Annotated in this window: 13 protein-coding genes; 5 read left to right on the top strand and 8 right to left on the bottom strand. The window is 65.5% G+C overall.

The features are described 5' to 3' along the window. The first annotated feature begins 25 nt into the window (after window positions 1-25). Genes OO12_RS21570 through OO12_RS21555 form a run of 4 tightly spaced genes read left to right on the top strand, consistent with a single transcriptional unit; the run spans window position 26 to window position 3,201 of the window. Window positions 26-1,243 (top strand): LL-diaminopimelate aminotransferase, encoded by a 1,218-nt coding sequence (locus tag OO12_RS21570; protein ID WP_034160824.1) that lies wholly within the window; start codon window positions 26-28, stop codon window positions 1,241-1,243. A 50-nt stretch (window positions 1,244-1,293) separates the two neighbouring features. Further along, window positions 1,294-1,512: a DUF2061 domain-containing protein gene (locus tag OO12_RS21565; RefSeq protein ID WP_235364957.1), complete on the top strand. Its 219-nt coding sequence runs from the start codon at window positions 1,294-1,296 to the stop codon at window positions 1,510-1,512. A gap of 37 nt (window positions 1,513-1,549) precedes the next feature. Continuing rightward, window positions 1,550-2,014, top strand: coding sequence for a RidA family protein (locus tag OO12_RS21560; protein WP_034160906.1), 465 nt, complete (start codon window positions 1,550-1,552; stop codon window positions 2,012-2,014). Window positions 2,015-2,064: 50 nt separating this feature from the next. Beyond that, window positions 2,065-3,201: a GNAT family N-acetyltransferase gene (locus OO12_RS21555; RefSeq protein WP_034160822.1), complete on the top strand. Its 1,137-nt coding sequence runs from the start codon at window positions 2,065-2,067 to the stop codon at window positions 3,199-3,201. Here OO12_RS21555 and OO12_RS21550 read toward each other — a convergent pair. From OO12_RS21550 to OO12_RS21535, 4 genes are all read right to left on the bottom strand, one after another. Beyond that, window positions 3,182-4,795, bottom strand: a complete 1,614-nt coding sequence (locus tag OO12_RS21550; protein WP_034160905.1) for a hypothetical protein — start codon at window positions 4,793-4,795, stop codon at window positions 3,182-3,184. The genes OO12_RS21555 and OO12_RS21550 overlap by 20 nt on opposite strands. A gap of 9 nt (window positions 4,796-4,804) precedes the next feature. After that, complete coding sequence (locus OO12_RS21545; protein WP_052216158.1) at window positions 4,805-6,568, bottom strand: hypothetical protein; 1,764 nt, start codon at window positions 6,566-6,568, stop codon at window positions 4,805-4,807. Between the two features lie 54 nt (window positions 6,569-6,622). After that, window positions 6,623-7,852 (bottom strand): argininosuccinate synthase, encoded by a 1,230-nt coding sequence (locus OO12_RS21540; RefSeq protein ID WP_034160821.1) that lies wholly within the window; start codon window positions 7,850-7,852, stop codon window positions 6,623-6,625. A 402-nt stretch (window positions 7,853-8,254) separates the two neighbouring features. Further along, on the bottom strand, window positions 8,255-9,100 hold the full coding sequence (locus tag OO12_RS21535; protein ID WP_034160820.1) for an oxidoreductase: 846 nt from the start codon (window positions 9,098-9,100) through the stop codon (window positions 8,255-8,257). A gap of 50 nt (window positions 9,101-9,150) precedes the next feature. On the opposite strand from OO12_RS21535, the gene OO12_RS21530 reads away from it, so the two are divergent. Further along, entirely contained in the window at window positions 9,151-9,753 is a 603-nt protein-coding gene (locus OO12_RS21530; protein ID WP_034160819.1) for a TetR/AcrR family transcriptional regulator, read from the top strand. Window positions 9,754-9,815: 62 nt separating this feature from the next. Here the strand turns inward: OO12_RS21530 and OO12_RS21525 are convergent, their stop codons facing one another. The 4 genes from OO12_RS21525 to OO12_RS21510 form a co-directional block, all read right to left on the bottom strand. Next, the gene (locus OO12_RS21525) at window positions 9,816-11,123 is read right to left on the bottom strand and encodes an MATE family efflux transporter (RefSeq protein ID WP_034160818.1); all 1,308 of its coding nucleotides are present in this window, start codon (window positions 11,121-11,123) and stop codon (window positions 9,816-9,818) included. A gap of 130 nt (window positions 11,124-11,253) precedes the next feature. Next, window positions 11,254-12,492, bottom strand: coding sequence for an SAM-dependent methyltransferase (locus tag OO12_RS21520; RefSeq protein WP_034160817.1), 1,239 nt, complete (start codon window positions 12,490-12,492; stop codon window positions 11,254-11,256). A gap of 87 nt (window positions 12,493-12,579) precedes the next feature. Next, a complete protein-coding gene (locus OO12_RS21515) occupies window positions 12,580-13,341 on the bottom strand; it encodes a molybdopterin-dependent oxidoreductase (protein WP_034160816.1) in 762 nt (253 codons plus the stop codon). After that, a complete protein-coding gene (locus tag OO12_RS21510) occupies window positions 13,338-14,066 on the bottom strand; it encodes a cytochrome b/b6 domain-containing protein (RefSeq protein WP_034160815.1) in 729 nt (242 codons plus the stop codon). The genes OO12_RS21515 and OO12_RS21510 overlap by 4 nt, the downstream gene beginning before the upstream one ends. Window positions 14,067-14,069: the final 3 nt, after the last annotated feature.

Raw genomic sequence — 14,069 nt, 5'->3', positions numbered from 1 at the left:
ACCGTCCCAGTGCAGAGAACCACTCATGTCCGACGATTTCTATCGCATCCGCCGCTTGCCGCCCTATGTCATCGCCGAAGTGAACGCGATGCGGGCCGAGGCGCGAGCGGGCGGCGAGGACATCATCGATCTCGGCATGGGCAATCCCGATCTGCCGCCGCCGCCGCATGTCATCGACAAATTGTGCGAGGTTGCGCGCAAGCCCGATGCCCATGGCTATTCGGCTTCCAAGGGCATTCCCGGACTGCGCAAGGCGCAGAGCGGCTATTACAAGCGCCGCTTCGGGGTCGATTTGAACCCCGATACTGAAGTGGTGGTCACGCTCGGGTCGAAGGAAGGCCTGGCCAACCTGGCCCAGGCGATCACCGCGCCAGGTGACGTCGTGCTCGCGCCAAATCCGAGCTATCCGATCCATACCTTCGGCTTCATCATCGCCGGTGCGACGATCCGCAGCGTGCCGACCACGCCCGACGAGCGATATTTCGAGGCGCTGGAGCGGGCGATGGCCTTTACCGTGCCGCGTCCGAGCGTGCTGGTGATGGGCTATCCGTCGAACCCGACCGCCGAAGTCGTCGATCTCGCTTTCTACGAGCGCGTCGTCGCCTTCGCCAAGGAGCACAAGCTGTGGGTGCTGTCCGACCTGGCCTATTCCGAGCTTTATTATGACGGCCAGCCGACCCCCTCGATCCTGCAGGTGCCGGGCGCGAAGGATGTCGCGGTCGAATTTACCTCGCTGTCGAAAACCTATTCGATGGCCGGCTGGCGGATCGGCTTCGCGGTCGGCAATCCGACGCTGATCGCTGCGCTGACACGCGTGAAGTCGTATCTCGATTACGGCGCCTTCACCCCGATCCAGGCGGCCGCGGTCGCCGCGATCAACGGGCCGCAGGACATCGTCGAGCAGAATCGCAAGCTCTACCAGCATCGCCGCGACGTGCTGGTCGAAAGCTTCGGCCGGGCCGGCTGGGACATCCCCTCGCCGCGCGCGAGCATGTTCGCCTGGGCGCCGCTGCCGCCGGCGCTGGCGCATCTCGGCAGCCTCGAATTCTCCAAGCAATTGCTGACCCATGCCAAGGTCGCCGTCGCCCCAGGCGTCGGCTATGGCGAGAATGGCGAGGGCTTCGTGCGCATCGCGATGGTCGAGAATGAGCAGCGCCTGCGCCAGGCGGCGCGTAACGTGAAGAAATATCTGCAAAGCATGGGCGTCAACACACCGGCCAGTTCAACGGCCCGTTCCGCCTGATGTTCCTGTTCCGGGGCGTTGAGAGCCACCCGCGCTCTCTCGTCAAGGCAGTGTCTTGGCGCGCCCTGGGCAGCATCGATACCTTCGTGCTGAGTTATTTGTTCACCGGCAGCGCGAAATCGGCCGGCGCGATCGCGGGGACGGAGGTCTTCACCAAGATCGTTCTGTTCTATTTCCACGAGCGCGCCTGGTCGCTGGTCCGCTGGGGCCACCGGGTCGATGAACCCGCGGCGCGCGACCAGTCGGACGAAGGCGCCGCGCCGGTCTGAGATTGACGTGTCCGGCGCGGCACGTCATCTGACCGCCATGACCGACAGAATCGCCACCAAGCTCGCCGAACTCGGCCTCACTTTGCCTGAAGCCGCGGCGCCGATCGCTTCCTATGTTCCCGCCGTCGAAGCGGGCGGGCTGCTCCACATTTCGGGCCAGCTGCCGTTCAAGGACGGCGTGGTGATGACCGGGCGGATCGGCGAGGACAAGGATCTGGCTTATGGCCAGGAAGCCGCGCAGCGCTGCGGGCTGATGCTGGTCGCGCAGATGAAGCGCGCGTTGGGCGAGCTTCACCGGGTCGAACGGATCGTGAAGCTTGGCGTGTTCATCAATTCGGCGAGCGATTTCACCGATCAGGCGCTGGTCGCCAATGGCGCATCCGACCTGATGGAAGCGCTGTTCGGCGAAGCCGGCAAGCATGCGCGCAGCGCGGTCGGCGTGCCGGTGCTGCCGCGCGGCGCGGCGGTGGAAATCGACGCGATCATCAAGATCGCGGAATAACCCTACGTCCCACCTTGGAGCGGGCGACCGCCGCCTCTACCTAAGGGGCAATGACCGCCGTCACCGCCCGAATCGCTCACGGCGTCGCCGCCATAGCGCCCGCCGACTGGGATGCGTGCGCCGGGTCCGGTAACCCGTTCCTGAGCCATTGCTTCCTGTCGATCCTGGAGGAATCCGGCAGCGCCACCGCGCAGACCGGCTGGCAGCCGATCCCGATCATCGTCGATGGCGCGGATGGCGCGCCTGGTGCGATCGCCCCCGCCTACGCCAAGAGCCATAGCCAGGGCGAATATGTCTTCGATCATGGCTGGGCCGATGCGTGGGAGCGCGCCGGGGGCAGCTATTATCCCAAGCTGCAGGTCGCGGTGCCCTTCACGCCCGTGCCGGGTCCACGCCTGTTGTTGCGCGATACCGCCCTCGCCGCGCCGCTGATCGCCGCGATCGAAGCGGTGACCGATCAGCACGGCCTGTCATCAGCGCATGCCACCTTCATCGACCCCGACCAGCTGCCGCTGTTCGAGGCGGCGGGCTGGCTGATCCGCGCGGGCACTCAATTCCATTGGCGCAACCAGGGCTATGCCGGATTCGATGACTTTCTCGGCTGCCTGGCCAGCCGCAAGCGCAAGGCGATCCGCAAGGAGCGCGCCGCCGCGGTCGAGGGGCTGACGATCCGCCACCTCTCCGGGGCCGAGATCAGCGAAGCCGATTGGGACGCCTTCTGGATCTTCTATCAGGATACCGGCTCGCGCAAATGGGGCCGGCCTTACCTGACGCGGCACTTCTTCTCGCTGCTCGGGCAGCGCATGGCGGACCATGTGCTGCTGATCCTGGCCGAACGCGACGGCGCGCCGATCGCCGGCGCGCTCAACCTGATCGGCGCGGACACGCTCTATGGCCGCTATTGGGGCTGTATCGAGGAAGTGCCCTTCCTGCATTTCGAGCTCTGCTATTATCAGGCGATCGACGCCGCGATCGCGCGCGGACTGGCCACGGTCGAGGCGGGCGCGCAAGGCGAACACAAGCTGGCGCGAGGTTATGTCCCGGTCACGACCTGGTCGGCGCATTATATTCCGGACCGGAATTTCAGACGGGCGATCGAAAACTTCCTGGCGAGCGAGCGGGAGGCGGTCGAATCCGATCAGGAATATCTTGGCGCGCTGACGCCGTTCAGAAAGGCACCCGCCTGACATATTTCGGGTAGAGTTCGGAATCCGGCACGTCCGGCCCGGGTTGCGAGTGATCGACCTTGTACAGCACGCTCGATCCATCGCGCCACACTTCGATCAGCCCGGCGTTGAATTTCGGATCATAGGCAGGCGGCTGGATCAGCCACACATAGTCGAACGCATCGCGCGGGAAGCGGGCCATGGCGCGGCTGATCGGCCGCCACCATTCACGCGGACATTGCACGCTGGTCACGATTTGCGACGGATCGTGCGCGAACCTGAGCGCCGGGGTATATCTGGCGGTGAGCAATTGCGCGCCGGGCATCGACCATTGGTCGTTGGTATAGGCGAGCCGCCGCTCGAGCGCGATCGCCGGAAGATGCTCGACCCGCGACATCAGCCATTTATTGCCGCATTCCTGGCCGACGAAGCTGACCAGCCGCGCACCGACCGGCACATGGTCGAGCGCCTTGAGCTCATGATCATACCGCTGGTCGAACATCCAATAGCTTACGGTCGCCGCCCCCATCCGCACGAGGAAGAAAGCACAGCCCAGTACCGCGAGCAGCGCCGTGCCGCGCATCGACAATCCCGGACGGGGACGCAGGGCGATCATCGTGATCGCGAGCAGGAACGGCGCGAGCCGCATATCGGCATAAGCGGAGCCGAACACGATGCGCGGCAGGACGATGAACACCGCGAGCAGGAACAGCGCCGACAATCCCAGGTTGCGTGAATATTCGATGCTTGGGTCGCGAAAGCCCCGGAACAGGATGAGATAGAGCACAGCCGTTGAGGCGATGTCGAAGAACTGCCAGCGGTCCTTCAGGACCATGGTCATCCAGCCCATCTTGGCGCGCCAGTTGAACCAGTCGCCGGTCTGCCCGGTGACATGATTGCCAGTGCGCCAGGCGACCATGAGCACCATCGGCAAGGCGAGCGGCACGCACGCGATCGCGGCGCGCAACCAGGCGCTGAACCAATGCCGCCATCCCTTGCCGCGGATCGCGTCGTGCTGGCGGATCATCTCCGCCGAAAAGGCCAGCACGCCGAGCACGCCCCAGCCGAACGTGTGGCACAGCCACAACATGCAGGAGAGCGGCACGAAGATAATCGTACGCAGCCGCAAATGCCCAAGCCGGCCAAGCCGCAACCACAGCGCGAAGGCGTTGAGCGCGATCGCCATGGCGAGGGCGAAATTGATGAAACCGAACTGGAACGGGAAGCTATAGGCGAGCGGCAGCGCGAACAGCGCGGTGGCCGGGATGCGGCCATGAACTTCGCGCGCGATCCATAACAGGCCAAGGACGGTCAAGGCCGGAATGGCGATGACGATCAGCTTGACCGCGAGTTCGAGTCCGAAGATCGGGGTCAGCGGAATGACCAGCAGATCGACGCCGAGATTGCCGATCAGCGACCATCTGAAATCATACCAGTCGCGCAGCCACGGATAGCTGCCCATGTCGAGCTGGACCCGGTAGCGCCCCATATGCCCGGGCAGATCGACCAGCGGCGGAATATCGGGCTTCAGCAACGGGATGATCGAGACGAGCACCATCAACGCCACGAACCAGCGTGTCTGCCACCAGCGCAGCCTGTCGGTGTCCCCCTGCATGATCACGCCTTACCGCGAGGAATGCGGGGCAAACAAGCGCGGTTCGAGGGTAAACAGCGTCAAACCTGTGCTATTCCTGCCGATTGGTCGCATCCAGGGCGGAATTCGGCCCTGCCTGAGCTGTCCGAGCAGCCGGTGACGATCGCCGGTCACCGCCTCGCCGAGCTCGTCGAAACTGTCCAGGCACAGCGCGACATAGTCCAGCCGCCACGCCTGGGCGATCGACCGCGCCTGATCGGGCGTGCCGAGAAAGAAGCGATATACCGCCAGATTGCCGGCATTGTTGCGGTGATAGGGCGCGCCGACCACCGCCAGCCGGGTCGATGCGAGCGCATAGGCGCCGAGGTCGAGCGGCGCGATCAATCGCCCGTCCCGGCCCGCAAGCGCGGCAAGCGCTTCGGGCGACGTGCAGCCCGGGCCGGCGGGCATCCGTATCGCCGATGAGGTCGAGCCGGCCTGGGGCACGAACGCGTTGGCGGCGATCGGGTACAGCATGCCCGCCGACCCCAGCCATGCCGCCGCCAGCCAGAGCGCCCCGCGCCGCCGCGCGACCGCGATCACCGCCGCCAGCGCCGGTGCGGCCAGGATCGCCCCGGCATAGGCGCCGCGCAGTTGCGCCAAAGTGAGCACCAGCGCCGCAAGCTGAAAGGCGAGCAGGACCGCCCAATAAGCGTCACGGGTCGTGCGCCAGCACCACAGGCTCGCCGCGATCCCCGCCACCATCAGCCCGGCATAGCCGATCGCGATCTCGGGCCGGGCGGCGAACAGCGGCTGGGCCTCGCCGACATTGCCGAGCCACAGCCTTGCGAGCAGCGGATCGACCCCGCCATAAGGCGAGAGGCACGCCGGTGCGACGAGCCACAGGCCCCAGAGGGACGTCGCGCCAAGCGCAACCGCAAGCGCGGCACGCACGTCACGCCGCGCGCTGGCATGGCCGGCGATCGCCAGCACGATCGGGCCGAATGCGGCAAACTGGCTCGCGCGCCACACCGTCGCGGTAAAGCCGTCGCATCCGGCGAAATCGAATTGTTCGGTCTTGAGCACGGTATTGGCGGCCAGCAGCCCGGCGGCGAGCGCAATGCCGAAGCCCATCAGCGCATCGTCCGCGCCGCGCCGACCCCAGACCCAGCACATCACCAACACCACGCCCGCCGCCGCGATCAGCGGCGTGGTCTCAAGCCCGATCGCAATGCTCAATGCCGCCGCCAGTCCAGCGGTCAGGCCGCGCGACATGTCGGGCGCATGGACCAGGGCATGGACGACGATGAGCAGCAGCACGACCTGCAGCCCGTGATGATCGATCCGTCCGGGCAGGAAGATCGTCGTCGTGGGATAAGCGATCGCCGCCACGATCAGCGCGGTGCGGGCGATCTCCGCACCGCCGAGCGCACGCGCGATCCGGGCGGTCAACAGCAGCGCGGCGGTCAGCAACACTGCCGGCCAGACGATCACGGCGGTCATCTCAGCCATATGCCGCCCGATGAGCGGCGTCAGGCCGGCGATGATGCCGCCCGGCACCAGATCGGGCAGTCGCGACCAGTGCATCGCCAGCCCGGGCGGAGCGCCGAGACGATGCTGGGCAAGATCGGAAAAACGCTGCCCGCCGAGCCAGTCGCGGATCTGCTGCAACCGCATGACGTCATCGGTGTCGGGCAGACGCAGCGCCGACAATTGATGCCAGTCGCGCACCGTCCAGACAGCGGCAAGCAGGAACGCCAGCACGAACGCGGCCAGCGTGTCCCCCTTCAATCCCTGCCGGTCCCGATAGTCCATGCCCGTGTTTCTAGAGGACCGACCGTTAAATAGCCGTTCCCGCCGGGCGCAGCATCAGCGATCGCGACGCCCGAGCAGGCGCAGCCGCAGCGCGTTGAGCTTGATGAAGCCCGCCGCGTCGCGCTGGTCATAGGCGCCCTGGTCGTCCTCGAAGGTCACGACCTTCTCCGAATAGAGCGAATTGGGCGATTTGCGGCCCGTGACAATGACCGATCCCTTGTAGAGCTTCAGCCGGACGGTGCCCGAAACCTTTTCCTGGCTATGGTCGATCGCCGCCTGCAGCATCTCGCGCTCGGGGCTGAACCAGAAGCCGTTATAGATCAGCTCGGCATAGCGCGGCGCGAGTTCGTCCTTGAGATGCGCTGCGCCGCGATCGAGCGTGAGCTGTTCGATGCCGCGATGCGCGAGGTGATAGATGGTGCCGCCGGGCGTTTCGTACATTCCGCGCGACTTCATGCCGACGAAGCGGTTCTCGACCAGGTCGAGCCGGCCGATGCCGTGCTTGCGGCCCAGTTCGTTCAGCGTTTCGAGCAGAGTCGCGGGCGACATGCCGACACCGTTGATCGCGACACCGTCGCCGCGTTCGAAATCGACCGTGATCGTCTCCGGCTCGTTCGGCGCGTCCTCGGGATTGACGGTGCGCGAATAGACATAGTCGGGGACCTCGTCCCACGGATCCTCGAGCACTTTCCCCTCCGACGAGGTGTGCAGCATGTTGGCATCGGTCGAGAAGGGCGATTCGCCGCGCTTGTCCTTCGGCACCGGGATCTGGTGCTGTTCGGCAAAGGCGATCAGCGCAGTGCGGCTGGTCAGATCCCATTCGCGCCACGGCGCGATCACCTTGATGTCGGGCGCGAGCGCATAATAGCCGAGCTCGAAACGGACCTGGTCATTACCCTTGCCGGTCGCGCCATGGCTGACCGCGTCGGCGCCGACCATCTTCGCGATCTCGACCTGGCGCTTGGCGATCAGCGGCCGGGCGATCGAGGTGCCGAGCAGATACAGCCCCTCATACAGCGCGTTCGAGCGCATCATCGGGAAGACGTAATCGCGCACGAATTCCTCGCGCAGATCGTCGATGAAGATATGTTCGGGCTTCACGCCCATCAGCTCGGCCTTGGCGCGCGCTGGCTCCAGCTCTTCGCCCTGACCGAGATCGGCGGTGAAGGTCACCACTTCGCACTGATAGGTCTGTTGCAGCCATTTCAGGATCACGCTGGTGTCCAGGCCGCCCGAATAAGCGAGGACGACTCGGTTGATCTGATCGGATGTCGGTTTGGACACGGGCAAAGCTCCGGAGAGAAGGGGACGCGGGCGGGTATCAGCCCACCTCGCACGGGGCAAGCCGCAGCGTATTTCGGGCATCGCGGCAATCGCGAAATTCCCGCAGCGCCGGGAAAAGCTGCGGGAAAACGCATTTTCGAGCGTTCTGCGGGAATCTGCGGGAAAAGCTGCGGGAATTTTGATGGATCCGCACGGGAATTTTACCGGGTGCTTGCGGGAATATCGGGAAATGGTCGGGGCTGGAGTCATGGTCGGCACTTTTCCGGTTCCGCCGATTCAACTGGTTCGTCGAATCGGCTTATTCCGACACGCAATCCTGTGTCGGGGAACAGGCATGACGACTGAGACGCGCGACTTGAATCAAGCCCGGCATGCGGCCGGGTGTCATTGGCAATCAGGCGATCAGGCCGCGAAGCCGGTGGCGCGCGACAGCGCTTCCCAGGCAGCGATTTCGGCCCTCATCCCGTCAAGCTTGCGATCGACCAGTTCCAGCGCATCGTCGCCCAGAAACAGGCGCACGGGCGGATTATCGGCCGCCACCACGGCGAGCAGCGCCTGCGCGGCCTTCGCCGGATCGCCCGGTTGATTGCCGCTTTTGGCCTGTCGCCCGGCGCGGATCGGGTCCATGATCGCGTCATAATCGGCGATGCTGCGCGGCGTGCGCGCCATGGACCGTCCGGCCCAATCGGTGCGGAACTGGCCGGGCGCGAGCGCGGTCACCCGGATGCCGAAAGCCGCCACTTCCTTGCCGAGCGCATCCGAGATGCCTTCCAGAGCGAATTTGCTGCCGCAATAGAAGCTGATCCCCGGCATGGTGATGAAGCCGCCCATGGAGGTGACATTGACGATATGGCCGCGACGCCGCTCGCGCATCCCCGGCAGCACCGCCTTCACCATCGCGACCGGACCGAATACATTCGCCGCGAACTGGCGCTGCAGATCGTCCATCGAGGATTCCTCCAGCACCCCCTCATGGCCATAGCCGGCATTGTTCACCAGCACGTCGATCGGGCCGGCGCGGCGCTCGGCAGCGGCCACAGCCGCCGGAATCGCGTCGAAATCGGTGACGTCGAGCACCAGCGGATGCGCGCGATCCGGTGCGAGCGCGGCAAAGGAGTCCGCGTCGCCGGGCCGCCGCACAGTGCCGATCACGCGATGGCCCGCCGCCAGCGCGCCCTGAGCGAACGCCCGGCCCAGGCCCGAACTGACGCCGGTGATGAGGAAAGTCGTGGAAGGAGCAACAGCCATGATCAAACTCCATGCTTACATTGTTTCTATATCATGATATAGAAAGCTGCATGGCACAGAACAAGACCCGGCCTTCTCCCACCGGCACCAGAGGCGCGCCCGTGCGCCAACGCGTGATCGACGCGGCCGAACGGTTGCTTCGAACCGGCAATGCCGATTTTTCGATGCGCGACCTCGCCGCCGAGGCCGGGGTCAGTTTTGCGACGCCGTTCAACCAGTTCGGCAGCAAGGCCGCGATCATGCAGGCGCTGTCCGGGCGGCGCATCGACCTGATGCAAGCGCGCTACAGCGCGGCGCGGCCAGCGGGCGACGCGGCGGACCGCGTGCTGCTTGCGGTCGACATCGCTGCGACGGTGATGCTGGAGGAACCCGAGGTCAATCGCGCGGTGATGGGATGGCTCGGCGCGCCCGGCCCCGCCCCCGGACAGATATGGGCGCGATCGACGGCGCTATGGGCGCTAGCGCTGGGCGCGGGCGACAATCTGCTCGCGGCCCGGCGCGAACAGGCGCTTCACTGCCTGCCGGGGCAACTCGCCTTCGCCTTTCGCGGCGTGCTGTCCTTCTGGACCGCGGGCGAATTGCCGGATGAAGCGCTCGCCACAAATGCGCGGGAGATCGCGGGCACCTTGTTGTCCGGCTTTATCGAACGGTAGCCGGCCGGACCGCAATCGATGCAACCGCCAAAGAGTGCGATGGGCCTGACGTCCGATCCGCCCTAATCGGCCATGCGCCTGAGCAGCCCGGGCAGATAAAGGCCCAGCGCCGCAGCGCGATAGGCATAGCCGATCATCATCGCCCACCATAACCCGACCGACCCATAGGGCCGCAGCAACAGGTCGGTGGCGATATAAAGCGTGGTCGCGACGATCGCCGCATTGCGCAGCGCCCGCCCCCGCGTCGCCCCGATGAAGATGCCGTCGAGCAACCAGGCGGGCACGCCGATCAACGGGATGGCGGCCGCGAAGGGCAGCAGCGCGCGCGCGTGCGCCCGGACCTCGGCATTGGCCGCCAGCAAGTCGATCAGCGGGCCCCCGGCGGCGAAGAAGAGCAAGGCGAAACCGAACCCGGCAAGCAGCGAGAATTCGCCGGTCAGCCGGATCGCGCGCAGCATCTGCGGCCGCGACCCCGCGCCGATCGCGTGGCCGACGCGCGATTCGGCGGTGAAGGCAAAGCCGTCGAGCACGAACGCCGCGACGCTGACGAATTGCATCAGCACATGATTCGCCGCCAGCGGCACCGTCCCCAGCCGCGCGCCGGCATTGGTGAACCAGACGAACAGCAGCAGCAGCGCGATGGTGCGGATCATGATGTCGGCATTGACCGCGAACAGCCGCTTCAGCGCGCCGCCGCCGAACAGGGCGGCCGAGCCCAGCCGGCGCCAGTCGATTCCCCGCCCGACAATCAACAGCCCGGTGGCAAGCGCGATCCATTCCGCGCAGGATGTGCCGAGCCCGACGCCGCGTGCGCCCAGCCCGAAATGCCACACGAACAACAGGTCGAGCGCGATGTTCGCGACATTCATCACGATCTGCAGCGCCAGCGCCGCGCGCGTGCGGCCAATGCCGAACAGCCAGCCATTGATCGCGAACACCGCAAGGCTGGCCGGCGCACCGATGAAGCGCGCACCGACGAACGCGCGGGCCGCATCGTCAAGCGCGCCACCGCCGGACAGAGCGGCAAAGGCAAGCGGGATGAGCAGCAATTGCAGCGCGAACAGACCCGCGCCCAGCACCATGCCGACCGCGACCCCGCGCAGCAGCATCGCCTCGACCTCGGGCGCGTCGCCCGCGCCCGCCGCCTGCGCGGTCATTCCGGTCATGCCCATGCGCAGGAAGCCGAAAGTCCAGAAGATCAGGTTGATCACGGTTGCGCCCAGCGCCACCCCGGCCAGCGCCGCCGCATCGCCGGTCGCGCCGATCACCGCGGTATCGACCAGCCCGACCAGCGGCACCGTGGTCTGGCCGAGCATGATTGGCCAGGCCTGAGCGAAAATCGACCGGCGGGAGAGGATCGTCACGGACATGGCGCCCCCTAACCCAATGCCGGGCGGAGTGTAATCACCTGTCCCGGTTCAGTCCCGAACCTGGCCCAGGACTGTCCCCGGCTTGTGCTGCGAACGCGGGTCCAGCAGATGCCCCCGGGACGATGCCGCTTTACCCCGCCTGGGGATCGCGCAGGCGGCGCTCTTCCTCATACATGTAATCGCGCGTGATCGGCAGGACATGGCGGTTGCGCGCGAATTGCACCTGATAATTGACCATCCCGCCATAGCGGAACGCGGCGCTCGCGCCGGCCAGATAGAAGAGCCACATGCGATAGAAGCGCTCATCGTAGAGAGCGACGATCTGGGTCTTTGCCGCAACCGTGCGATCATACCAGAGGTCGAGCGTGTAGCTGTAGTGCAGCCGCAGCACTTCGACATCGGTGATGAAGAATTTCTGCCCTTCGTTCGCGCGCACGATTTCCGACAGCGCGGGATTATAACCGCCCGGGAAGATATATTTCGCGGTCCAGTCGTCGGTCACGCCCGGCGCGCCGGCCCGGCCAATGGTGTGGAGCAGCATCACCCCGTCTTCGGTGAGCAGGCTGCGGCATTTGCGCACGAAGGTGCGGTAATGCGCCGGGCCGACATGTTCGAACATGCCGACCGAGACGATGCGGTCGAAGGTGCCGGTGACGTGGCGATAATCGATCAGTTCGAATTTCACCTTGTCGGCGACGCCCGCTTCCTCGGCGCGACGGCGCGCGACCTTGATCTGCTCTTCCGACAAGGTGACGCCGAGCACCTCGGCGCCGGTCCTGGCGTGGAGGTACAGCGCCATGCCGCCCCAGCCGCAGCCGATATCGAGCACGCGCATGCCCGGCTTGAGCGCAAGCTTGGCGGCGATATGCGCCTTCTTGTCCGATTGCGCCTGTTCGAGGCTGTTGTCGGGGTCAGTGAAATAGGCGCAGCTATATTGCCGGTCCGCGTCGAGAAAGAGATCGTAGAGCCGGTCCGACAGGTCGTAATGATGCGCGACGTTGCGCTTCGAGGCGCGCGCCATGTTGATCCGGCTGACGCGGTGCACCACCGCCGCGACCGCACGCCGCGCCGGCGAGGCGATCAGCGCGGCCTTGCCCTCTTCCCACAGGTCATTGGCGGTCATCAGCGTGACCAGCCCCCTGACATCATCTCCATCGATCAGCATCCGGCCATCCATATAGGCCTCGCCCGCGCCCAGGCTGGGATGGCGCACGATGAAATTCGCCGCGCCCTTGTCGGCGAAACGGATCGTGACGGTCGGGAAACCGGGCTCGGGCGTTCCGAAGGTGCGGATCGTGCCATCGGCGTGGTGGACGGTGAGCTGCCCGCGCTTGACGCGGGCGGCAAGAAATCGATCGATCAGTGCCATGGCGGGCGCCGTACCAAGTCGAAGCCGGTTTGAAAATGCGCGGCAGCGCGCATTTTTGCCGTGCCGGCGCCCTCCCCGAACAAACCCTCAGATACCCGCATACCAATCGTAATCGATGCGATCCTCCCAATAGCCGCCCTTGCCCATGCCGACGCCGGCAAGTGACGCTACGGCATCGACGCGCATGACATATTTGGCGTGCTTGTAGCCAAGCTGCCGCTCGACCCGGAGCCGGATCGGCGCGCCATGTCCGACGTCGAGGACATGGTCGTTCATCGCCCAGGCGAGAATCGTCTGCGGATGGAAGGCATCGATCAGGTCGATCGATTCATAATAAGGTTGGCCACCATAGAGATCGGCGCAAGTGAACACGATATAGCGCGCCGCATCCCTGATTCCCGCCAGCTTGAGCAGCGAACCGAGCATCGGCCCCTGCCATTTGCCGATCGCACTCCATCCTTCGACGCAGTCATGGCGGGTGATCTGGCTGCGTGCCGGCATCGACCGAAGCTGCGCCAGCGACAGAGTGAGCGGCCGCGCCACGAGCCCGCCGACCTGCAGCCGCCAATGCGCGAAATTCTCCGCCACCATCGCATTATAGTCCGGCGTGTTGGGATTGGCGGTACCGTTGGTGCGGAACCGCGGCGACATCTGATCGGGCCGGAATTCGGGCGCCAGCGCGCCGCGATTGGACAAGGCGCGTTGCAACCCCTGGTTCACCGCGTCGCCCGACAGCAGAATCTTGCGAAAATCGGGATTCTGCGCGACCCGGTCGCAGCCGCTGAGCAGCAGGCCGGCGGCCGCGGCGCCGCCTGTGACCAGCGTCCGCCGGGTGATGAGATTGCTCATCGGGCCTCCTCCCCAGGATGATCGTCCTTTGGCACGGTCCAGCGCCCGGTGATCATCGAGCGCACCTCATTCCAGGCGCCCGCCAGGATGACCAGGACAAGATGGACGATGATGAACAGGACCAGCCCGGAGGCGGCGATGAAATGGATCGAGCGCGCCGATTGCCGCCCGCCGAACAGGTCGAGCAGCCATGGCCATGCCGCGTTCATGCCCGGCGACAGGGTCAGCCCGGTCAGGATCATCAGTGGAATCAGTACGAAGATGACCAGCGCGTAGGAGAGTTTCTGGAAGATATTGAACGCGCCGGGCTTGTTCGGATCGTGGAAGCGAAAGGCGAGATGTTCCTTCAGGTCGAACCACAGATGCGCCGGCGATAACTCGGCCAGCCGGATGCGCAGATCCTTCTGGAAATGCCGGTTGATCAGGCTGGAGACCATGAAGAACAGCAAGCCGAACGCCAGCACCAGCGCAAACAGCAAATGCCAGCGCCGCGCGATGGCGAGATTATAGCTGACGGGGAGCGTCAGCCAGCCCGGCGCGCGCGGCGTGTGCAGCCAGGCATGGTCGAAATTCGCGCCATAGGCGCCCCAATAGAGATGCGGATGCGCGTTGAGGATCGTCAGGCCACTGCCGATCATGATCATGACCGTGACGACCGTGACCCAGTGCCAGATCCGCGTCACCAGCTTGTGGCGGTAGAGGGAAGATCCGGGAGCCGGGGGCAGGGG

It is taken from the genome of Sphingomonas sp. ERG5 (genome assembly GCF_000803065.1).
Taxonomy (GTDB): domain Bacteria; phylum Pseudomonadota; class Alphaproteobacteria; order Sphingomonadales; family Sphingomonadaceae; genus Sphingomonas.
The sequence above is the reverse complement of the archived record's forward strand: the minus strand, read 5'-3'. Positions and strand labels throughout refer to the sequence as shown.